Raw genomic sequence first — 20,482 nt, forward strand, 5'->3', positions numbered from 1 at the left:
CGCCTAGCGGATCGGTTCCGCCAGCTCCCCCCTCAACCGCTGCGCACGCAACACCAGCTCCAGCTCGAAGCGACGATCCGGATCGTCGACCTCCGCCCCCCACAACTCCCTGATCTGCCGCATCCGGTACCGCACCGTCTGCGGATGCACCCCCAGCCGCGCCGCCACCTCCGGCGCGCCGCCCCGCGTCTCCAGCCACGCGAGGAGCGTCTCCGCGAGCCGGCGGCCCTGGGTCGGCCCGCACCCCGCCAGCGGCGCCAGGCACCGCGCCGTCAGATCGCCGATCAGTTCCTCCGGCGGCAGCAGCACCAGCGCCTCGGTGTGCTCCGTGCAGTGCAGCAGCCCGCCCGACGGCAGCAGGCCCCGTTCCATGAGCCCCACCGCCGCCGACGCCCAGCGCAGCGACTTCGCCGCCTCGGCGAGCGGTACGGCGGGGCCGAGCGCTCCCGTCCAGCCGTTCGTCGCCCGCCGCAACTGCTCCGAGCGGCCCGCGAGCTGAGGCTCCGGTACGACCATCAGCGGCTGCTCGCTCTCCATGTCGAGCAGGACCTCGTCGCCGACCGCCGGGGCGACGCAGTCCCGCGAGGGCCGCAGCAGCACTCCGACCGCGACCCGCTCGGGCAGCGTCCAGCCGATCCTCGCGGCGTGCGCGCCGAGCTCGGCGAGGGACTCCGCGGGGTCGACACGCCCCCTGCCCTCCTCCCGTTCGCACAGGATCGCCTGGGCCAACTTCCTTTGCAGACGCAGCCGTTCGCCCGCCTGCCGGGCCGCCGCCTCGGCATAGCCGCGTACCGACTCGTCGACCAGACCGTCCAGGAAGGCGAACCCCGCCTCGGCCAGTTCGTACATGGCGGGCGGCGGGATGCTCACCTGCTGCCCGATCTCGGCCAGTCGCCGCCAGGCGAGCCGCACCCCCAGCCGGTAGACCGCCTGGAGGGAGTCCAGCGTGCGGCCGTGCAGCCCTTCGCCGCGGCCGAACTCCTGGAACACCTCCAGGTGCAGGAGGGGCCGCCGGCCGTCCTGCCGCGCCAGGTGCTGCACGAAGTCCTCCAGGGCGCGCCGGATGCCGACGAGGGCGATCAGGTCGCCCTGCTCGTCGAGGATCAGCGGCATCCGGGGGTGCTCGCGGCAGATCGCGTCCAGGATCTCCTGGGCGAGTGCGGGCACCTCGGCCAGGGCCCGGTCGGTGAACTGTCGTACCTGGAGTCTCGGTACGTCCACCCACGCCGACTGCGTTTCGGCGAGTGAAGCCCCGGTCCCGGTCCCGTTCATTTCCGTGGTGTCCCCGTCTCGTAGCTGATCAGAGGCACATTGGGCTGCTCCGGAGTCGCGTTCAGGAGCGCCACGATGCCGAACGCCGCACCCACCGCGAGCGCGGCGGCGGCGAGCGAAGTCAGTAGCGCGGAGATCAGTCTGGGCATGGCGGGAGGCCTCTCTGACGCTGGTCCCCACCGGCAGCCCGACAGCAAGACCACAGTTTCATCAGGTGATTGACAGTCCGTCAAGACCACGCCTACGGTTCCCGGCCCATACGCACAGTGCACGTATTCGCCCGGCTTTCCTCGCACCGCCTCCGCACGACCTTCCCCTCCGCCACGGCCCACTCTGGAGCGCCCGCATGCGTCGCACCGCCTCCCCGCTGTCGCTGGTACTGCTCGGCACCGGCGTGTTCCTCCTCGTCCTCGCACCGCTGCTGGCCTGGTACGTCGGCCCGCGCGCCAAGAGCACCCCGGTCGACATCGACACCACGACGGTCTTCACCGGCACGGGCAGCTACTTCGACACGAAGGCCATCCGGACCGTCGCCGGAAAGCCCCTCACGATCACCCGGCAGGTGCGCGGCGACGTCGCCGACAGCACGAAGGCCGGCCGGGCGATCTGGGACGTGTCCACCTCGATCGACACCGAGGACACGCTGCCCGCGGCCGACACCACGGACTCGCTCCAGTGGACCCTGGAGCGCTGGGTCACCGACCGCCGCACCAACGAGCCCGTGCACTGCTGCAAGGAGCAGCCGGTCTTCGACGGCGAGGCGTACCTGAAGTTCCCCTTCGACGTCGAGAAGCGTTCCTACCGCTGGTGGGACGGCACACTCGGCTCCACCGTCACCCTCCGCTTCGCCGGTACGAAGAAGATCCAGGGGTACGAGGGCTACCGCTTCACCGGCTCCGTGCCGCCGACGAAGACCGGCACCCGGATGGTCCCGGGACGCCTGGTCGGGCTGCCGGACCGGGGTCAGGTACTGGCCGAGGAGTGGTACGCCAACCACGGCATCGAGCTGGTCGTCGACCGGCGGACCGGCCAGATCCTGAACGCGATGATCGGCCCGCGCAAGACGGTGCGGGCGCCCGGTTCGAAGAAGGACTCGATGGTGCTGCTGGACAGCCGGCGGATGGAGTTCACCGAGGCCACCCAGCAGAAGCAGGTGGCGGGGGCCAGCGCGAGCAGCGACAAGCTGCGGCTGGTGAGCGAGACGCTGCCGATGGGCGGCGGAGCGGCGGGTGCGGTGCTGGCGGCGACGGGTCTCGTCTTCGTCGTACGGGGGCGGCAGGCACCGGCCCGGGGGGCGGACCGGGCCACCGGGACAGCACCGTAATTCCCCGACTCACTTACCGACTGCACTTTGTGATGAGGCATCAGCTGATATCGGTGCCGAAATTGTCACCCAGGTGAGTAGCCGCCCCGAACAGTGTGGCGAAAACTACCTACCCACCCCACACGGAGTACCGCACAGCAGGCACACAGAGCACAACACGCACGCTGACCCATTGGTTCCGCACCCTCGAAACGAGTTGGAGCTCGGATGCCCCAGCACGTACCCCCCACCCTGAACGATGTGCAACCCCTCCAGGCGCTGAGGCCCCCACAACCTCAGGAGCCGTCCACCCGTCCCCGCAGGATCGTCTTCCTCTCCCGCCGCGATCTGGGCAATCCGGCCGCCGGCGGCTCCGAGCTCCTCGTCGACCGGCTGGCGGACGGGCTCACCGCGCTCGGCCACCAGGTGACGCTGCTGTGCGGCGGCCCGGCCGCGTACCGCAACTACCGGGTGGTGTCGGCGGGCGGCGACCTGGGGCACTTCCTGAAGGCCCGCCGCGCCTTCGACCGGCAGGTCGGCGGCTGCGACCTGATGGTCGAGGTCTGCAACGGGCTGCCCTATCTGACCCCGCTCTGGCACCGGGGCCCCACCGTCTGCCTGGTCAACCACGTCCACACCGACCTCTGGGGCATGCGCTTCCCCGGCCCCGCCGCCGGGCTCGGCCGCCGTCTTGAGCACTGGGCGCTGTCCGCGGCCCAGCGCAACAACCTCCTGGTCGCGGTCTCCGCGTCGACGGCGGACGCGCTCGGCGCGCTCGGCGTGGACCGCAGCCGCATCCGCGTCGTCCACAACGGGGTCGAGGACCCCGGCCCACGCTCGCCGCGCTCGACCGAGCCGGTGTTCCTGGCGATGGGCAGACTCGTCGAGTACAAGCGCATCGATCTGCTGCTGCGCCTGTGGGAGCGGGTCCGCCCGGTGACCGGCGGCCGGCTGGTGATCGTCGGCGACGGCCCGGAGCGGCAGCGGCTGGAGGCCATGGCCGGACCCGACGTCGTCTTCAAGGGATACGTCTCGGAGGCCGAGAAGCACCAACTCCTCTGTTCCTCCTGGCTGTTGCTGCACCCCTCCGCCGTCGAGGGGTGGGGTCTCGTGGTCACCGAGGCGGCGACCAGAGCCACCCCGTCGATCGGTTTCGACGTACCGGGGCTGCGGGACTCGATCGACGACGGCGTGACGGGCGTGCTGGCGCGCGGCGAGAGTTCGTTCGCCGCCGCGTGGTGCGCGCTGGCCCTCAGCAAGGAACGCCGCGAGGCGATGGGCCGGGCCGCGGCCCTCCGTGCGGAGCGCTACCGCTGGTCGAGCACGGTCAGCCAGTTCCGTGCGGTCGCCGCGGAAGCGGTCGGAGCACCGGACACCCCGGCGCCGGCGGCCGACGCACCGGACACCACAGGGACCGCCGGGACTGCCGGGGCGGTCTCGACCGCGACCGCCGCCGTCGCCGCGGCAGCTGCGGCGGTCGCACTGCGATGACGAGCACCGGCCGCACCCTCAGGGACCCCTCCTTCCGCCGCTCCGCCGCCCTCTTCCGGGCCTTCCTGCGCGAGCAGCACGACCCCGACCACTGCTACTCGCTGCTCGCCCGGGACGCCGCCGACCAAGTACAGCGGTACGTCCCTCTGGAGGGCCGGGTGGTGGTGGACGTCGGCGGCGGCAGCGGGCACTTCGCCGAGGAGTTCCGGCGGCGCGGCGCGCACAGCTACCTCTTCGAGCCGGACGTCCGGGAGCTGACGTCCCACGGGCGGAAGCCGCCGGAGGGCGCGGTGGTCGCGGACGGCTATCTGCTGCCGCTCGCCGACGGGGCGGCCGACGTGTGCTTCTCGTCCAACGTCCTTGAGCACGTGGCCGATCCGCAGACCTTCCTCAGCGAGATGGTGCGGGTGACCCGCCCGGACGGACTGATCTACGTCGCGTTCACCAACTGGTACTCGCCGTGGGGCGGCCACGAGTGGGCGCCCTGGCACTACCTGGGCGCCGACCGGGCCCGCCGCCGCTACGAGCGGCGCACCGGCCGGCCCGCCAAGCACACGCTCGGCGAGAACCTCTTCCCGATCCATGTCGGCACGACGCTGCGCACGGTCAGGGCGCGCAGCGACGTGTCGGTCGTGTCGGCGCGGGCCCGCTACTGGCCGCTGCTGCCGGCACTCGCCCCCAAGGTGCCGGTGCTGCGCGAGTTCGCCACCTGGAACCTCCTCCTCATCCTCCGGCGGTGCCCATGACCAGCACGCTCCAGGCTCCGCCCCACCCGCCGTCGCACGCGGCCCCGCCGCCCGGCGGCGGTCCTGGTGACGGGCCCAGATCACGGAAGTGGCTGTTCGGCTTCTGGGCGGCCGTACTGGTCGCCTTCCTGGCGGTCTCGCCGGGGAAGATGAGCTTCGAGACGAAGCTCGGGGTGGCCGCCGACCCGTTCAAGTTCCTCGCGGACCTCGGTGAGCTGTGGCATTCGCGGGCCGGGTTCGGCGGGATCTTCGACCAGTACGTGGGCTACGCCTTCCCGATGCTGCCGTACTACGCCCTGTCCGACCTGGTGCAGCTGCCGGTGTGGCTGGCCGAGCGGCTGTGGCTCTCGCTCGTGGTGACGGTGGCGTTCTGGGGTGCGCTGCGGCTCGCCGAGCGGCTGGGGGTCGGTTCGTCGCCGGCCCGGCTGCTCGGGGCGGCGGCGTACGCGCTGTGGCCGACGTACACGATCGTCATCGGTTCGACGTCGGCGGCGGCGCTGCCCGGCGCACTGCTCCCGTGGGTCCTGCTTCCGCTGGTGAACTCCCGTCTGAGTGCCCGCAGTTCGGCCCTCCGCTCGGCTCTCGTCATTCCCTTCATGGGCGGGGTGAACGCGGCGTCCACGCTCGCCGCCCTGCTGCCCGTGGCCCTGTATCTGCTGAGCCGCCCCGCCGGTCCGCGCAAGCGCGCGCAGATCGGGTGGTGGGTGCCGGGGGTGCTCCTCGCCACCCTGTGGTGGGTGGTTCCCCTGCTCATGCTGGGCATCCACGGCGAGAACTTCATGCCGTACGTGGAGCAGGCCGAGACCACGACCGGCACCATGTCCGCGACGGAGCTGCTGCGCGGCGCGGGCAACTGGACGGCGTATCTGCACTTCGGGGACTCCTGGCTGCCCGCCGGGTGGACGGTCGCCACGTCGGTGCTCGCGGTCCTCGGCTCGGCCTTCGCGGCGGCGATCGGGCTCGCGGGCCTGGCCAGGCGGGACGTGCCGGAGCGGCGCTGGCTGCTGCTCGTGGTGCTGTCCGTGGTGCTCATCACCCTTGCCGGGTACGCGGGTTCGCTGGGCGCGCTCTTCCCCGGAACGGTGCAGGACTGGCTGAACGGCTGGCTGGTCCCGTTCCGCAACATCTACAAGTTCCAGTCGGGCCTCGCACTGGTCCTGGTGCTGGGGCTGATCCACGCGGTGGCGGTGGCCATGGAGCGGCGGGGCGCGCGGCGCCTGCCGGGCCGCAGGTTCGCCCCGGCGCTGGCGGCGCTGGTCGTGCTGCCGGGCCTGCTGCTGCCGTACGTCAACGGCAGCATCCTCCAGCCGGGCGCCTTCACCAAGCTTCCCGACCACTGGGAGCAGACGGCGAGCTGGCTGAAGGAGTACTCCCCCGACACCCGGGCCCTGGTGGTCCCCGCGACCGCGCACGGCATCCAGACCTGGGGTTCGACGATCGACCAGCCGCTGGACGTCCTCGCCGAATCGCCTTGGGCGCAAAGGGACTTCGTACCGTTCGGCGGCCCGGGCAACCGGCGGGCCCTCGACGCGGTCGAGCAGGCGCTGATGTCGGGCGGTGAAGTACCGGGCCTGTCCAACTACTTGGGCCGCGCCGGACTCCACTACGTCGTCGTGCGCAACGACCTCGACCCCGACCAGATCGGTTACGTACCGCCGCAGACGGTGAAGCGGACGCTGGAGTCGTCCGGGTACACCAGGGTCACCGGCTTCGGCCAGGTGCTGACCGGCGGGCGCATCCCCGACGACACTCCCGTGCAGGTCGAGGGCCTCTACCCGAGGCAGCAGGCGGTGGAGGTGTACGAACCGCCCGCCGGCGCCCGTGCACCGGGAAGGGCCGGACTGAAGCCGGTCGCGGACACCGCCGTGGTGAGCGGCGGCCCCGAGTCGCTGCTGCAACTGTCGGCCGACAAGGGGATGCGCAACCGGCCCGCCGTGCTCGCCGGGGACAACTCCCCCGGCCTCGGGGCTCCTCCGGTGCTCGCGGCCGGGGACGGCATGCGGCGCGCGGACACCAGGTTCGGCCTGGTCAACACCAACACCTCGTACACCTACACCGCGAAGGAACGCAATCTCCCGGGCAACGTCCAGGACCCCGGCCGTGAGCCGCGCCAGATCCTGCCGACAAAGGGCGCGAAGCACCAGACGACGGCGGTACTGCGCGGCGCGAAGTCGGTGACGGCCTCCAGCAGCGGCAACTGGCTGTTCCACCTGCCGCAGTACGACCCGGTGAACGCCTTCGACGGCAACCCGGACACGGCGTGGGCCGAGGGCAGCCCGGCGAAGCCGGCGGGCCAGTGGCTGCGCATCGACTTCACGAACCGGGTCGCCGTCCCGTCGTCGATACGGGTGACGCCCCTGCCCTCCGACGGGGTACGGGCGGCTCCGACGGTCGTACGGGTGGAGACGGACCGGGGCTCCGCGACGAGCCCCCTCCAGCCGAACGGGCTGCCGCAGATGGTCAAAGCACCCGAGGGTGAAGCCAGTTGGCTGCGTCTCACCATCGAGGAGGCGCAGCAGGGGCGGCCCGGGCTGATGGGCGCGGGCTTCACCGCGGTGGACGTGCCCGGTGTCCAGGTGACGAAGCTGCTCGCTCTCCCGGAGGAGTCGGGCGCCGCCGCAGGCCCGGGGGATGCGCGCGATTCGGACGCGGACCCCAATGTGATCTCCCTGCACCGGGGCAGCGACCCCGGCGGGCTTTCGCCCGTGTCGGCGGAGGTGGGACTGCACCGGCAGTTCACGACGCGCGAGGACGGGGCGTACGCGCTGCGGGCGACGGCGCTGCCGGTGCCGGGCGAAGCCCTGGACCGGCTGCTGTACGGCATCGCGCCGGACCAGCGGCGGCAGTTGACGGCGACCGCGGACTCGACGGCCAGGCTCGGCTCGTCGCTCACGCCACGCAACCTGGTCGACGGCGACCTGACCACGTCCTGGATCTCGGGCAACAAGTCCGTGCTGCATCTGCGCTGGCCGGAGAAGCGACCGGTCGGAGAGATCGTGTTCGCGGCGGCGGGCGGGCTTTCGACCCGGCCCGAGCAGGTGGAGATCAGCTCGCCGGACGGTGCGGCGACGTCCTCCGTCGACCAGAACGGTCTCGCTCGCTTCGAGCCGATCACCACCGACCGGCTCGACATCACCATCACCAAGGTCGCCCCCCTGACCATCCACAACCCGGTGGCGGAGGGCGAGTTGCAGCTTCCGGTCGGCCTCAGCGAGGTGTACGTACCCGCGCTGGAGGACTTCCGGGTGCCGCAGCCGGATCCGTCCCGCACCTTCGCGCTGCCGTGCGGGCAGGGGCCGATCCTCTCCATCGACGGCACGCTGCATGCGACGAGCGCACGCGGAAGCCTCCGGGACCTGACGGAGCGGCGGCCGATCGATGTCTCCCTGTGTGCCGGTGAACAGCGGGACGGAAAGGCCCAGTTGAGCCCCGGGACCCACCGGGTGGAGGCGGGCGACGTGGGTCCGCTCGCGATCACGGACATCACGTTGCAGCGGGGCGACCTGCCCCAGCCCTCCTCCGCCGTACGCGAGTTGAAGGTGAACGACTGGTCGGGCGACGACCGGGCGGTGAAGGTCGGCGCGGGCCAGGCCTCGTACCTCCAGATGTACGAGAACTCCAACCCGGGCTGGCAGGCCACCCTCAACGGCAAGGAGCTCACCCCGGTCCGTCTGGACGGCTGGCAGCAGGGCTGGCTGGTCCCGGAGGGCGAGGGCGGCACGGTCCGGCTGGAGTTCACGCCTGCAGGGTGGTACGTGGGCGGCCTGATCGGCGGCGGGGTCGCGCTGCTGGCGCTGATCGGGCTGGTGGTGTGGTCCAGGCGGGATCCGGCGGCGGAGCCCGCGTCGCCACCGGTGGCGTCCCCGGCACCAGGGCCGGTACTGGGCCTGGCAGCGCTGACCGTCGTCATGGTGCTGGTCGCCGGCCCGCTGGCCCTGCTGGTCCCCGCCCTGGCGGCGGTCGCCCACTTCCGGCACACCCTGCTGCCGCCGATCGCGCTGCTCGCGATGGCGGGGGCGGGAGTGGCTGCCGCCTGGGGCGCGGGGTCTCCCGCGTCCGCGCAGACGGGGGCGTTCGGGCCGTTGGCCCAGGTCCTGACGCTGGTGGCGGTGGTCGCGGCGGTGGTGACGGTCGGGGACAGGTGGAGCCGGGGGCGGGAGCAGGAGTGAGGGACCGGCCGCTTGGGCGCGGGGCGGGGTGGTCATCGCGCGGGCACGTCGTGGCCGGCCGCGCAGTTCCCCGCGCCCCTAACTGCCTGCCCCCGAGCCCCCGTGGGCGGCTGACGCCACCGGCCCTCCGTCCCCTTGGGCGGCTGACGCCGCCGACCCCCAGCCCGCTTGGGCAGCGGGGCCGCCCCCCGGGGGGCGGAACGGGTGGGCAAGGGGGCGGCCCCACTGCGGCCCCAGCCCTCCCGACCGCACGCGCCCGCCACCGCTCCCACGCTCTCAAGGAGATCGGACGATGACCACCGTGCACCACCCGGATCCGCACCCCACCCGCCCCCGCCCCACCCGCACCCCCTTCTCCGTCGTAGACGAAATCACCCGCCACTGCCTCGACCCCGCCGAACCCGAGACCGTGCACATCGAAGTGCACCTCGCCGGGCCCCCGGACCCCGACCGCCTCCGCACCGCCTTCCTCGAAGCGCTCCGGCGTCATCCGCGGATCCTGATGCGCGAGGCCCCCGGCCCCTGGTACCGGCGGCGTTACGAGTGGGAGCTCACCCCTCGTCCCGACACCGACAGCGTCGTCACCTTCCACGAGCCGGGGCCCGACGCGCTGCCCCGCGCCCGGGAGCGGGCCCTCGCCCAGGCTCCGCCGCTCTCCCTCTCGCCGCCCATCCGGCTCGAAGCCATCGGGAACGTCCTCGTCCTGGTCATCAACCACACCGCCCTCGACGGCCCCGCCTGCCTCCGCATCCTGGCGACCGCCGCCGAGCTCTACGGCGGCAGGGACAACTCGCCCACCGTCGGCGCGACCCCCGCGCGCCCCGAGAGCCATCCTCAGCTGCAGGCCCCTTCCGTCGGACTGGCCCCCGTCGCCCGGGTCGCGCACGGCACCTCCGTCGCGCCCGGCAACGGCATCCTCGTCGCCGACCTGCCCGTGCCGCGCCGGCCGCGCTCCGCCCCGTACACCGTCAACGACCAGCTGATGGTCGCCACCGCCCGCATGATCTCCGAGTGGAACCGGGAGCAGGGCACCCCGCCGCGCCCCCTGCGCATCACCATGCCGGTGGACGACCGTCCCAGAGGGCTGGACATGCCCATCGGTAACGGCACAAGACTGGTCGAAGTCCCTTTCAGGGACGAGGAGTTGGCGGAGGAGACAGGGGAACTGCTGCGCCGGACGGCCTACCGCACCCGCGCCCTGAAGTCGCAGACCCGGCCCCAGCTCGGCCACGGTGCGGCGCTGCTCACCGCCCCGGTCGTTCCCGTGGCCCTGCGGGCCGTCCTCACCCGGCAGTTGCGGCGCGCGGTCGCACCGTGGACGTCGACGACGCTGCTCAGCAACATCGGGCGGGTGCCGTATCCGCTGGACTTCGGCGAGGGGGTGGGGCGGGCCACCGCCGTGTGGTTCTCGGCGCCTGCCCGGATGCCGCGCGGACTGACCGTGACCACCGCCAGCACCAACGGACGGCTGCACCTCGCCCTGCGCTGGTCGGGTGCGCTCCTCGGCCCGCGGGACGGCGACCATCTGCGCGAACTCTTCGAGAAGCACCTCAATTCCACTGCTGAGGAAGGCAGTTCACCATGACGACCTCCATCAGCGACACCGGCTCCGACACTCCCGTTCCGCACCTTCGTGACTTCTACGAGAACCCGGCCGTGCCCGTGGCCTCCGGCGACGCCCGCAGCCTGCGGCAGGCCCGCATGCTCGCCGGGGCCCTGGCGGGTACCTCCGGCGCCACCGTCCTCGACATCGGCTGCGGCGACGGCACCGCCGCCGTGACCGCCGCTCCCCTGCTCGCCGGGCACCGGATCGTCGGCGTCGACTGGTCGCAGGACGCGCTGCGCCGCGCGTCCGCCCGGTTCGCGGCCGTACCGCGCGACATCAGTGCGGTACGGGGTGAACTCACCGACGGCGGGCTGCCGTTCGCCGACCGGGCGGCCGACGCGGTGCTGTTCAGCGAGGTGATCGAGCACCTCGTCGATCCGGACAGCGCACTGGACGAGATCCGGCGCGTGCTCGCACCCGGGGGGCATCTGATGCTGTCCACGCCGAATCTGGCCGCCTGGTACAACCGGGCCCTCCTGCTGGCCGGTGTGCAGCCGGTGTTCTCGGAGGTCAGTCTGCGCGGCATCCACGGGCGGCCGGGGCGCGAAGTCGTCGGACATCTGCGGCTCTACACGGCGCGCGCCCTGCGCGAGTTCCTGACCGCGTCCGGTTTCGAGGTCGTACGGATCGCGGGCGCGCCCTTCCACGGCGTGCCGCGTCCGCTGCGCCCGCTGGACCGGCTGGCCTGCGCCGCTCCGTCCGCCGCTTCGATCCTGCTGGTGCACGCCAGGCGGCGACGGGACGACCCCCCTGGAGAGCGGAGCCGCTGATGATGTGGTGGGGCGTGGCAGCCGCGCTGTTCGCGAACGTCCTCTACAGCGGCGGTTTCGTACTCCAGAAGCAGGCACTGGGCAATCTGCCCGGGCTCGACATCCGGCGTCCCGCGCGCGCCGTGCGCCTGCTGCTCGGCAGCCTGCCGTGGATCGGCGGTTCGCTCGCACTGGCGGGCGGGTTCGCCGCGCAGCTCGTGGTCTACCGCACACTTCCGATGGCCGTCGCCCAGGCACTCTTCATCTCCGGCCTCGTCCTGCTCCTGCTGCTGTCCTCGCGCACGCTCGGCGAGCGCACGTCGGGCCGGGAGCGGTACGCGATGGCGGCGATCGTGGCGGCCCTGCTGATGGTGGTGCTCTCCCTGAACGAGAGCAGCGAAGTGATCGGTGCGTACTCACCCGCGCCGCTGATCCTGCTGCTCAGCGGGGTCAGCATCGGCGCGGGGGTGTGGGTGTACGTCGCGGCGGACCGCAAGGGCGGCGCCCATGCCGCTCCCACCAGCGGTGTTCCGTACGGTGTGGCCGTCGGCCTCGTCTACGGGGTCAGCTCCCTCGCCATCAAGGGCGTCTCCGCCCTCCTGGACTTCCGCGACCTGCCCGGCACCGCCGTCGCGATCCTCGCCTCCCCGTACCCGTATGTGCTCCTGGTCACCGGCGGCACCGGCCTGGTCCTCTCGCAGACCGCGCTGCAGCGCTGCCGGGCCTCGCTCGTCGTGCCCGTCTGCACCACCACGTCCTGCCTGTACACCGCCACCCTCGGCACCCTCGCCTTCGGCGAGTCCCTCCCGGACGACCCGCTGCGCCTCGCCATGCGGGTCGCGGGCGCGCTCCTGGCGGTGGCGGTCCTCCTGGCCCTGCCCTCCTCCGAGAAGCCCTCCTCCACAAGGCCCGTGCCCGAGAGGCCGGACCCCGAAAAGCCGAGCCCCGCAGAGCCCCCGTCCGAAAAGGAAGTGAGCCATGAACCCCGCTGACCCGCTCCTCAAGATCCTCGCCTGCCCCCTCGACAAGGGCCCTCTCACCCTGCTCCCCGCCGAGGACGCCCTCTACAACCCGCGTCTGCACCGGCGTTACCCGATCGTCGAGGGCATCCCCCAACTCCTGCCGTCCTCCGGCGAACAGGTCGACGACGCGGAGCACCACCGCCTCACCTCGCACTGATCCACACCGCGAACCCCCCTGCCACAATGGGCGCATGATCAGGGGAAGCAGGGTCGCCGTCGTCGGCGGCAGCATCGCGGGCTGCGCGGCAGCGCTGGCCGCACACCGGGGCGGCGCGGACGCCATCACCGTGTACGAGCGGGCCGGCGGCCGACTGGCCGAGCGTGGCGTGGGGCTGGCCATGCACGGCCTGCGGTACGCGGAGCTGGAGGCGGCCGGGTTCATGGACGCGGACATGCCGTGGATCGGGCTGACCCACCGCACCTGGTACGTACGGGACGACGCCGCGCCGTCGCCGCTCGGCCGCCCCCTCACCGAGATGCCGTTCGCGTTCCGCACGTACAACTGGGGGCCGCTCTGGCGCGAGCTGCGCGCCCGGGTCCCCGGCTCGGTGGACTTCCGCACCGGCACGGCGGTGAAGCAGGTCCGGCTCACGTCGCGCGGGGTCGAGCTGGACGGCGAGCTGTACGACGTCGCCGTCGGCGCCGACGGGCTGCGCTCCCTGGTCCGTACGGTGGCCTGCCCTGCCACCGTCCCCGAGTACGCGGGCTATCTCGCCTGGCGGGGCGCCTACCCGGAGTCGGAGCTGCCCGACGCACACCTGTGGCCTACGGACGAGGCCGCCTACGTGGTCTTCGACGGCGGCCACATCGTCATCTACCGCATCCCCGACGACGCGGGCGGCCACCGGGTGAACTGGGTCTTCTACACCACCCCGCCGCCCGGGTACACCCTCCCTGCCGACGGACAGCGCACCCTCACCTCCGAACTCGCCACCCGTCTCTCCGAGATCACGGCACACCGACTGCCGCCCTTCTTCACCTCGTTGATAGAGGCGACGCCGCAGGACGAACGCTTCGTCCAGCCCCTCCACGACTTCACCGCACCCCATTACGCCACCGACCGCCTCGCCCTGGTGGGCGACGCCGCCACGGTCGCCCGCCCGCACACCGGGGCGGGCGCGGTGAAGGCCCTTCAGGACGCCACCGCACTCCAGTCGGCCCTGGTCGGCGCACCCACCCCGGCCGAGGCCCTCGCCGCGTACGACGCCGACCGCACCCCGGCGGGCCGCACCATGGTCGACCTGGGGCGGAACCTGGGCCGGTCGCTGGTGCAGGCCACTCCTGACTGGGGCGGCATGAGCGGGCCCGACCTCGACGCGTTCTGGCAACGGGCGGACGGGAGCCGGTCGTTCGGCGGCCGGTCCCTGAAGCGGAGCTGAGCCGACGGCGCCACCACGCACCCGCACAGGACCCACTCCACCCACCATTGACCACCCAGGGTGGAATGACCTAGGGTGTCTGCATGCCATTCAGCGAAGGACTCGAAGTCGTCCAGTTCAAGGGCCCGTGGTGGGTCACCATGTGGTGGCCCGAGGGCGCCGTGTCCGGCGGCCCGCAGAAGATCCTCATCGAGGCCGAGCCGGACGCGGCGCCGGGCGACGTGGCCCGCGGCATCTCGACGACGGTGCTGCGCGGGCTCGATCTCGCGGGCGCGGTGAAGAAGGCCCAGGAGATCGCACCCACCTCCCCGCCGTGGCAGGCTGAACACGGTCGGCTCGTCGAACTGGCAGCACTCGCAAAGGAGTTGCGAGCCGACGAGGGCGTCTCGGCGCGCTATCTCGCCGTGCTGTGCCTCACCTACCGCGACCTGGTCGACAAGGGCGTCCAGGCCCCGGTGCCGTGGCTCGCCGAACAGCTCGACAGGCGCCCCGAGTCGGTCAAGGACCACCTGAAGAAGGCCCGCCGCGAGTGCTATCTGACCTCCCGCGCGGGCCGGGCGGGCGGAGACCTGGGAGCCGCCGCACAGACCGCGCTCGCCACGGTCGACAACCTCCCGGAGCCCGCCACCACCCCGCCCGGCGACTAGCCGGCGCCCACCACCGTCCGCTGCGCCGAGAAGTCGCCCCACTTGCCGTCCGGGAGCTTCGCGCGCAGTTTGACGGTGTAGCGGGTGCCGGGAGGTTCGGCGACGGTGAGGGTGTAGGTCACCGGCCCCGGCGGCGGGGGTGCGCCCCACGCGATCGTCGTGGCGAACGCGCCGTTCAAGTACAGCTGGTACTCCTTCACCTCGCCGCCGGTACGCGGCTGGGTCCAGCGGAGTGCGAGGGTGCGCTCCCCCGCCTCGGCCCGCGCGGTCACGGTCAGGCCGGTCGGGGCGGTGGACGGCCTTGAACCCGGCGCCGAAGCCGTCGTCAGATCGAGGGCCTCGCTGTCCTTGGAGGAGTTCTCGGCGGCGTCCCGCGCCCGCACCGTGAAGGTGTAGACCGTGCCCGGGCGCAGCCCGTCGATCCGGGTGCGGGTCTCGGTGCCACGCACGCTGTGGATCCGGGAGTCCTCCTGGTAGATGTCGTACGAGGTGATGCCGGCGGCGTCCTTGGCGCGCCCCCAGGAGAGCGTCACCGAGCGGGCGCCGTTCACCTTGCCCCGCAGGGCAGTGGGGCTGGTCGGTGGCGTGCGGTCGTCCGGGGTGGGGGCCGGGGTCTTCGCGGAGACCGCGGCGCTCGGGGCGGAGAGGTTTCCCGCGGCGTCCCGGGCGCGGACGGTGAAGGCGTAGGACCGCGACGGCGCGAGGCGGTCGACGTCGACCATGGTGGTCTGCGCCGCGACCGCCCTGACCTTCTTCCCCTTCTCGTAGACCTCGTAGCCCGCCACTCCCCGGTCGTCCGTCGACGGGCTCCACATGACGTGGACGGAGGTGGCACTGCCCGCCTGGGCCGTCACCCCGGCGGGCGTGGAGGGTTTCGAACGGTCGGCGGGCGGCGCCGCGTGCGAGCCGCCGCCGCAGGCGGTCGCCGTGAGCAGCAGCAGGGAACAGGTCAACACGGCGCATACGGTGGGGCGTTGCACGGCTGGACCTCTCATCCGTGGGGATCCGTGAGCACTCGTCGGAAGGACGGGGGCAATGGTCCAGACCTGTATGCCACGGTTGGCCACCCCGGACAAGGGGTCGCGCACGGGAGCCGCCGTTAGGTCATGACCGCCCCCACCGCCACGAAGCCGCCGATCAGGAGGAACAGGACCGCCAGCAGCGGCCACACGAACCGCAGGTACTTGTCGTACCCGACCTTGGCGAGCGCCACCCCGCCAATCGTCACGGCGGTGGTCGGCACCCACATGTTCATCAGCCCGCTCGCGGACTGCCACGCCGTGACGACCACCGCGCGCGGTACGCCCGCGAAGTCGGCGAGCGGCGCGAGGATCGGCATCGCGAGGGTCGCGTGGCCGGACGTGGAGGGGATCAGGAAGGCGAGCGGCAGGTTCACGACGAAGACGATCACGGCGAAGAGCGCGGAGGAGGTACCGGTGACGACGCCCTCCACGGCGTTCAACACCGTGTCGGTGATGCGGGAGTTGTTCATGATCACGGTGACCCCGCGTGCGAGCACGATCACCAGCGCCGGGGAGATGAAGTCCGCCGCGCCCTGCGTGATCGTCGCGCTCAGCTTCTGCTCGCCGAAGCGCGCGACGAGACCGACCACGACCGCGGCCACCAGGAAGAGCGCCGCCAACTGCGGGAAGGACCAGCCGAGTTCGAAGCCGTAGGGGGTCGCGTCGGCGTCCCCGGTCAGCGCACTGGACCACGGCACCACCGAGAAGATCATGAAGGCGAAGGTGACCGCGACCAGGACGAGCAGGACCTTGTGCAGGGCGGTCAGCGGCAGCGGCTCCTCGGCCTCCACCGCCGACTGTTCGCGGTCGCCCGCGAGGAAGCCGGAGATCGAGCGGCCCGGGTCGCGCTGAACGCGGCGCGCGTACCGGATGACGTAGGCGACCGTGACACCCGTCAGCACCACCCACATCAGCGCGCGCAGCACGATGCCGTCGCCGAGCGAGATCCCGGCGGCCGACGAGGCGACGCCGGTCGCGAAGGGGTTCACGGTGGAGCACAGCACCCCGACCCCCGCGCCGAGGATGATCGTGCCGGTCGCCACCATCCGGTCGTACCCGAGGGCGAGCATCAGCGGCACGATCAGCCCGTAGAAGCCGAGGGTCTCCTCGGCGAAGCCCTCCACCGTGCCCAGCAGCGCGAAGACCAGCATCACGCCCGCGATCAGCAGCGCCCCTCGCGCGCGCAGCCGGTGGGCGAGGCGGCCGATGCCCCGGTCGAGGGCGCCGGTCGCGAAGACGACGGTGATGAATGCGCCGATGGCGAGCACGAAGAGGAAGACCCCCGCACTGCCGTACAGCTCGCCCGCCAGATCGGGCCCGACCTGCCCCGACTCGGCGTCCTGCACCCCGTACAGCCCGTTCACCGGCGAAAGGAAGAGGTCGTTCAGCCGATCGGTGAAGCTCTGGTCGGAGGGGACGCGGTGGTACGTGCCCTGGACCGGCGAGCCGTTCTTGTCCCGGTCGTACGCACCGGAAGGGATCAGGAAGGCGAGCAGCCAGACGCCGAGCGTGACGACGACCAGGATGGTGAGGGCACTGGGGAAGCTGAACTTCCGCCTGCCGCCCGGAGGCGGCTCCGGGGCCGCTCCCGGCTCCGCGTCCGGTGAGGTCGCTGTACTCATCGCTCAGCCCCTGGCTCGTCCCTGACCCTGGCGATCAATGGATCACAGGAGCCGCGACCCCGCATCCGCAGGAGGACGGCCGGGGCCCCCGGGCAGTGCGCCCGGCACATGACGGCCCCCGGCCCGCCCCTTCCGCTACTCCCCTTCTGCTGCCCGTGCGGTCGAACCGAGCCGCACGCTCCCCGCCGGCACGCCCGTCTGGTCCCAGGTGGCCCCGACTCCCACCAGGGCCCAGCCGCCACCGCACGCGCCGTCCGCGTACAGGAACGCCGTGTCCGTGGTGCCGTTCGAGAACCGCACCGCGCCGCTGACGAACGGCAGACAGGTATGGCTCGGCGGTTCGGCGACCTGGACGGCCTGCCCGGAAGCCGTGATGTACGTGTACGAGCCGGACGCCCCCTGTGCACCGGCGGGCACCGCTACCAGCAGCAGAAGTGCCCCGGCGAGTGCCGGAACGGCCCTTCGGAGCCGCCCCCTCGGCCTGCTCGATTCCATGGTCCCTCTCCCTTCGACGGGTCGATCGCTCCCGCTGACCACCCAGTCGAAGAGAGCGGAGATGGCTTCACGGGGGCTGATTACGCCCCCAGGTTGCCCATCGATTCCGCGACTATCCGTGAGCGAAATAGGTCATACAAGCTGACTTCTCTCGTCGTACGCCGCCCTCGCCTCCGCCACCGTGACCCGGTGCCGCTCGGCCCAACTGGTCAGCCCGAGGAGCGAGGAGTGCAGCTCACGGGCGACGGACGTCAACTCGTACTCCACCTTCGGCGGGACCGTCGGATGTACCGTCCGCACCAGCAGCCCATCGCGCTCCAGACCACGCAGCGTGAGGGTGAGCATCCGGCGGCTGATGCCGTCGATGGACCGCTCCAGCTCGGTGAAGCGGATCGGGCCGTGCGCGGCGGCGATCAGGATCGGGACGCTCCACTTCCCTACGACCCTGTCAAGAACTTCGCGGACGGGGCAGGCCTCCGCGTTCACGACCTGCGAGGTAACACCGGTGTTCCGGGGGGACATGGAAGTGCCTCCTTACGTCGGACCCTCATGGTCACGCACGATCTCCTCCGTCACAAGGTCCGTTACAAGTAGTGCACCTATGGAGGTCAGAGACCATGTCAGGGTTCAAGCCAGCCACCGATCGGTCCCGTTGGACCGCGCTCGTCATCCTCTGCGCGGGAACCCTGATGACGATCCTCGACGGCAACATCGTCACCGTCGCGATGCCCGCCGTCCAGAGCGACCTCGGCTTCTCCCCCGCCGGCGTCGCCTGGGTCGTCAACGCGTATCTGATCCCCTTCGGCGGGCTGCTCCTGCTCGCCGGGCGACTGGGCGATCTGATCGGCCGCAAGCGGATGTTCACGGCCGGGCTCGCGGTCTTCACGCTCGCGTCCCTCTTCTGCGGGATCGCCACCACCCCGGGCACGCTGATCGCGGCCCGCGCCCTCCAGGGCGTCGGCGGTGCGATGACGACGGCCGTCGTGCTCGGCATGCTGGTCGCGCTCTTCCCCGAGGGACGCGGGCGCGCGAAGGCCATCGCGGTCTTCAGCGCGACCGGCGCGGCGGGCGGTGCGCTCGGCACCTTCCTCGGCGGCGCCCTGACCAGTGCGCTCTCCTGGCACTGGATCTTCCTGATCAACCTGCCGATCGGTCTGGTGTCCGTCGTCGCCGCGTGGCGGGTGCTGTCCGCGGACGAGGGCGCGGGACTCGGCAAGGGCGCCGACTACCTCGGCGCTGTCCTCGTCACCGCTGCCCTGATGCTCGGCGTCTACACCCTCGTCCAGACCGCCGAGCACGGCTGGGGATCCGTCAGGACCCTCGGCCTCGGCGCGCTCTCCCTCGTGCTGCTCGCCGCGTTCGCCCTCCGGCAGGCCCGCGCCGCCGAGCCGCTCCTGCGGCTGCGCATCTTCCGCTCCCGCACCCTGACCGGCGCGAACCTCGTACAGATCGCGGCGATCGCGGGCATGTACGCCTTCCAGTACATCGGCGCGCTCTACCTCCAGCAGGTACTGGGGTACGAGAGCCTGACCACCGGTCTCGCGTTCCTCCCCGCGCCCCTCGTCATCGGCGCCCTGATGCTCGGTCTCTCCACTCGCCTCACGACCCGCTTCGGCCCTCGTACGGTCCTGCCGGCCGGGCTGGTCTCGATCCTCGCGGGCCTCGTCCTGTTCAGCCGAGCGCCGGTCGGCGGCTCGTACCTGACCGACGTCCTCCCCGCGATCCTGCTCCTCTCGATCGGCTTCGGCATCGGGATGCCGGCCATGACGGGGCTCGCCATGTCCGACGCCCGGCCGGAGGACGCGGGCCTCGCCTCCGGGCTCTTCAACACCACGCAGGTGGTGGGCGGCTCGTTCGGCCTGGCCGCCCTGACGTCGCTTGCGGCGGGCCGGACGGCCGACCTCACCGCCACCGGCACCACCCCGCTGGACGCCCTCAACTCGGGCTACCAACTCGCCTTCGGGGTCGGTGCGTCGGTGGTCACCGTGGGGCTCGTCCTGGCGGCGGTGCTACTCCGCGCGGGCAAGGGGACGAGCGCCGAGGGCACCGAGGCCGTCAGTCCTGAGCGATCCGCCGCACGGACCTGACCCGGGCGGCCTCGTGGGCGGAGCGCAGAAGGCGTACGACCGTCTCCGCCGTCCGCCCGCCGGGGTTGACGACGGAGATCCAGCCGAGCGATCCGTACACGGGGTGCGGCAGCAGGGTGTCGACGGCCGTGTGGTCCCGGGGCTCGGCGAGCGCGCGCGGTTCCTCCCCCGTGAGTTCCCGGAACGCCGCACGGTCGATGTGGACGTTCACCCGCCAGTGCCCCGGGCGGTCGAGGCCGGACGCGGTGTCGTCCGGATAGTTCTTGGTGACGATCGTCCCGTACGGCTGGACCTTCGTCGGCATCCGGCCGTCCGGCGCGTAGTAGAAGAACGCGTCACCCCACACCAGCTCGGGAAAGTCGTCCCCCTGCTGCGGGGCGACCACCAGCGCACCGTCCAGGCCCCGCACGACCGTGACGATCTGTTCCATACTCATGTTGATGCTCATGGTTCAAGCATCACCTTCAAGTGCTTGTGTGGGGTTCGCCGATGTCCGAGGTACCGCAGGCAGCACCGCTCCGTACGGTCGACGTGGCCCGGGAGTCCGGTTACTCGGTGCAGCAGGTGCGCGATCTGGAGCGGCTGGGGGTCATCCCGCCCGCCGTACGGTCGGCCGGCTCCTACCGCTCGTACACACCGCTCCATGTCCAGGCCCTGCGCGCCTACCGGGGTCTGGCCGTGGCCACCGGCCCCGTCGAGGCCCGCCGGCTGCTCACGGAACTGCGCACCGCGACGCTCACCGACGCGGCCACGGCGGTCAACGCGGTCCATGCCCGCCTCGCCGGGGAACGCGCGGAGGTCCTGCGCGCCCAGCAGGCCCTGCACGCGATCGGGGCCGAGGCGGACGCGTCGCGCGCGGGGCCGACCGGCCC

The 20,482-nt window shown here is 72.1% G+C and carries 19 protein-coding genes; 12 read left to right on the forward strand and 7 right to left on the reverse strand.

The genetic code is table 11. The features are described 5' to 3' along the window. Positions 1–3: 3 nt before the first annotated feature. Together ACWGIG_RS05710 and ACWGIG_RS05715 are read right to left on the reverse strand one after the other, a co-directional pair. Positions 4–1,272, reverse strand: coding sequence for a PucR family transcriptional regulator (locus tag ACWGIG_RS05710; RefSeq protein WP_453320251.1), 1,269 nt, complete (start codon positions 1,270–1,272; stop codon positions 4–6). Next, complete coding sequence (locus tag ACWGIG_RS05715; protein ID WP_362413969.1) at positions 1,269–1,421, reverse strand: hypothetical protein; 153 nt, start codon at positions 1,419–1,421, stop codon at positions 1,269–1,271. The genes ACWGIG_RS05710 and ACWGIG_RS05715 overlap by 4 nt, the downstream gene beginning before the upstream one ends. Before the next feature lie 197 nt (positions 1,422–1,618). Between ACWGIG_RS05715 and ACWGIG_RS05720 the strand changes: the two genes are divergently transcribed. From ACWGIG_RS05720 to ACWGIG_RS05765, 10 genes are all read left to right on the forward strand, one after another. Then, positions 1,619–2,596, forward strand: coding sequence for a DUF3068 domain-containing protein (locus ACWGIG_RS05720; RefSeq protein ID WP_453320252.1), 978 nt, complete (start codon positions 1,619–1,621; stop codon positions 2,594–2,596). A gap of 207 nt (positions 2,597–2,803) precedes the next feature. After that, positions 2,804–4,066: a glycosyltransferase family 4 protein gene (locus tag ACWGIG_RS05725; RefSeq protein WP_453320253.1), complete on the forward strand. Its 1,263-nt coding sequence runs from the start codon at positions 2,804–2,806 to the stop codon at positions 4,064–4,066. Next, entirely contained in the window at positions 4,063–4,812 is a 750-nt protein-coding gene (locus ACWGIG_RS05730) for a class I SAM-dependent methyltransferase (RefSeq protein ID WP_453320254.1), read from the forward strand. Before ACWGIG_RS05725 ends, ACWGIG_RS05730 begins: the two co-directional genes overlap by 4 nt. After that, positions 4,809–8,981, forward strand: a complete 4,173-nt coding sequence (locus ACWGIG_RS05735) for an alpha-(1->3)-arabinofuranosyltransferase domain-containing protein (protein ID WP_453320269.1) — start codon at positions 4,809–4,811, stop codon at positions 8,979–8,981. Before ACWGIG_RS05730 ends, ACWGIG_RS05735 begins: the two co-directional genes overlap by 4 nt. Positions 8,982–9,273: 292 nt before the next feature. After that, positions 9,274–10,566, forward strand: a complete 1,293-nt coding sequence (locus tag ACWGIG_RS05740; RefSeq protein ID WP_453320255.1) for a condensation protein — start codon at positions 9,274–9,276, stop codon at positions 10,564–10,566. Beyond that, positions 10,563–11,357, forward strand: coding sequence for a class I SAM-dependent methyltransferase (locus ACWGIG_RS05745; RefSeq protein ID WP_453320256.1), 795 nt, complete (start codon positions 10,563–10,565; stop codon positions 11,355–11,357). Before ACWGIG_RS05740 ends, ACWGIG_RS05745 begins: the two co-directional genes overlap by 4 nt. Before the next feature lie 2 nt (positions 11,358–11,359). After that, positions 11,360–12,328 (forward strand): hypothetical protein, encoded by a 969-nt coding sequence (locus ACWGIG_RS05750; RefSeq protein ID WP_453320270.1) that lies wholly within the window; start codon positions 11,360–11,362, stop codon positions 12,326–12,328. Continuing rightward, positions 12,315–12,515, forward strand: coding sequence for a Trm112 family protein (locus tag ACWGIG_RS05755; RefSeq protein ID WP_453320257.1), 201 nt, complete (start codon positions 12,315–12,317; stop codon positions 12,513–12,515). The genes ACWGIG_RS05750 and ACWGIG_RS05755 overlap by 14 nt, the downstream gene beginning before the upstream one ends. A gap of 34 nt (positions 12,516–12,549) precedes the next feature. Further along, on the forward strand, positions 12,550–13,737 hold the full coding sequence (locus tag ACWGIG_RS05760) for an FAD-dependent monooxygenase (RefSeq protein WP_453320258.1): 1,188 nt from the start codon (positions 12,550–12,552) through the stop codon (positions 13,735–13,737). Between the two features lie 83 nt (positions 13,738–13,820). Next, a complete protein-coding gene (locus tag ACWGIG_RS05765; protein WP_453320259.1) occupies positions 13,821–14,384 on the forward strand; it encodes a hypothetical protein in 564 nt (187 codons plus the stop codon). Here ACWGIG_RS05765 and ACWGIG_RS05770 read toward each other — a convergent pair. From ACWGIG_RS05770 to ACWGIG_RS05785, 4 genes are all read right to left on the reverse strand, one after another. Beyond that, complete coding sequence (locus ACWGIG_RS05770) at positions 14,381–15,379, reverse strand: fibronectin type III domain-containing protein (protein WP_453320260.1); 999 nt, start codon at positions 15,377–15,379, stop codon at positions 14,381–14,383. The two genes, ACWGIG_RS05765 and ACWGIG_RS05770, sit on opposite strands and share 4 nt — an antisense overlap. Before the next feature lie 104 nt (positions 15,380–15,483). Then, on the reverse strand, positions 15,484–17,028 hold the full coding sequence (locus ACWGIG_RS05775; RefSeq protein WP_453320261.1) for a YfcC family protein: 1,545 nt from the start codon (positions 17,026–17,028) through the stop codon (positions 15,484–15,486). A gap of 135 nt (positions 17,029–17,163) precedes the next feature. Then, the gene (locus ACWGIG_RS05780; protein WP_453320262.1) at positions 17,164–17,523 is read right to left on the reverse strand and encodes a hypothetical protein; all 360 of its coding nucleotides are present in this window, start codon (positions 17,521–17,523) and stop codon (positions 17,164–17,166) included. A 132-nt stretch (positions 17,524–17,655) separates the two neighbouring features. Then, on the reverse strand, positions 17,656–18,045 hold the full coding sequence (locus ACWGIG_RS05785; RefSeq protein ID WP_453320263.1) for a winged helix-turn-helix transcriptional regulator: 390 nt from the start codon (positions 18,043–18,045) through the stop codon (positions 17,656–17,658). Between the two features lie 95 nt (positions 18,046–18,140). Here ACWGIG_RS05785 and ACWGIG_RS05790 point away from each other — a divergent pair, with 95 nt between their 5' ends. Next, on the forward strand, positions 18,141–19,610 hold the full coding sequence (locus ACWGIG_RS05790) for a DHA2 family efflux MFS transporter permease subunit (RefSeq protein ID WP_453320264.1): 1,470 nt from the start codon (positions 18,141–18,143) through the stop codon (positions 19,608–19,610). Here the strand turns inward: ACWGIG_RS05790 and ACWGIG_RS05795 are convergent. Further along, on the reverse strand, positions 19,579–20,040 hold the full coding sequence (locus tag ACWGIG_RS05795; protein ID WP_453320271.1) for a DUF6194 family protein: 462 nt from the start codon (positions 20,038–20,040) through the stop codon (positions 19,579–19,581). The genes ACWGIG_RS05790 and ACWGIG_RS05795 overlap by 32 nt on opposite strands. A gap of 59 nt (positions 20,041–20,099) precedes the next feature. On the opposite strand from ACWGIG_RS05795, the gene ACWGIG_RS05800 reads away from it, so the two are divergent. Beyond that, positions 20,100–20,482 (forward strand): MerR family transcriptional regulator (locus tag ACWGIG_RS05800; protein ID WP_453320265.1); only part of this gene is annotated, 383 nt, incomplete at its 3' end.

The sequence above is a fragment of the Streptomyces sp. NPDC054863 genome, assembly GCF_053610825.1.

Excerpts from the sequence above, each read along its gene's own strand:
- ACWGIG_RS05795 (WP_453320271.1), bottom strand. The coding sequence starts at position 20,040 with ATGGAACAGATCGTCACGGTCGTGCGGGGCCTGGACGGTGCGCTGGTG.
- ACWGIG_RS05750 (WP_453320270.1), top strand. The coding sequence starts at position 11,360 with ATGTGGTGGGGCGTGGCAGCCGCGCTGTTCGCGAACGTCCTCTACAGC.
- ACWGIG_RS05780 (WP_453320262.1), bottom strand. The coding sequence starts at position 17,523 with ATGGAATCGAGCAGGCCGAGGGGGCGGCTCCGAAGGGCCGTTCCGGCA.
- ACWGIG_RS05790 (WP_453320264.1), top strand. The coding sequence starts at position 18,141 with ATGTCAGGGTTCAAGCCAGCCACCGATCGGTCCCGTTGGACCGCGCTC.
- ACWGIG_RS05720 (WP_453320252.1), top strand. The coding sequence starts at position 1,619 with ATGCGTCGCACCGCCTCCCCGCTGTCGCTGGTACTGCTCGGCACCGGC.
- ACWGIG_RS05770 (WP_453320260.1), bottom strand. The coding sequence starts at position 15,379 with ATGAGAGGTCCAGCCGTGCAACGCCCCACCGTATGCGCCGTGTTGACC.
- ACWGIG_RS05715 (WP_362413969.1), bottom strand. The coding sequence starts at position 1,421 with ATGCCCAGACTGATCTCCGCGCTACTGACTTCGCTCGCCGCCGCCGCG.
- ACWGIG_RS05760 (WP_453320258.1), top strand. The coding sequence starts at position 12,550 with ATGATCAGGGGAAGCAGGGTCGCCGTCGTCGGCGGCAGCATCGCGGGC.
- ACWGIG_RS05740 (WP_453320255.1), top strand. The coding sequence starts at position 9,274 with ATGACCACCGTGCACCACCCGGATCCGCACCCCACCCGCCCCCGCCCC.
- ACWGIG_RS05710 (WP_453320251.1), bottom strand. The coding sequence starts at position 1,272 with ATGAACGGGACCGGGACCGGGGCTTCACTCGCCGAAACGCAGTCGGCG.
- ACWGIG_RS05730 (WP_453320254.1), top strand. The coding sequence starts at position 4,063 with ATGACGAGCACCGGCCGCACCCTCAGGGACCCCTCCTTCCGCCGCTCC.
- ACWGIG_RS05775 (WP_453320261.1), bottom strand. The coding sequence starts at position 17,028 with ATGAGTACAGCGACCTCACCGGACGCGGAGCCGGGAGCGGCCCCGGAG.
- ACWGIG_RS05765 (WP_453320259.1), top strand. The coding sequence starts at position 13,821 with ATGCCATTCAGCGAAGGACTCGAAGTCGTCCAGTTCAAGGGCCCGTGG.
- ACWGIG_RS05755 (WP_453320257.1), top strand. The coding sequence starts at position 12,315 with ATGAACCCCGCTGACCCGCTCCTCAAGATCCTCGCCTGCCCCCTCGAC.
- ACWGIG_RS05725 (WP_453320253.1), top strand. The coding sequence starts at position 2,804 with ATGCCCCAGCACGTACCCCCCACCCTGAACGATGTGCAACCCCTCCAG.
- ACWGIG_RS05735 (WP_453320269.1), top strand. The coding sequence starts at position 4,809 with ATGACCAGCACGCTCCAGGCTCCGCCCCACCCGCCGTCGCACGCGGCC.
- ACWGIG_RS05785 (WP_453320263.1), bottom strand. The coding sequence starts at position 18,045 with ATGTCCCCCCGGAACACCGGTGTTACCTCGCAGGTCGTGAACGCGGAG.
- ACWGIG_RS05745 (WP_453320256.1), top strand. The coding sequence starts at position 10,563 with ATGACGACCTCCATCAGCGACACCGGCTCCGACACTCCCGTTCCGCAC.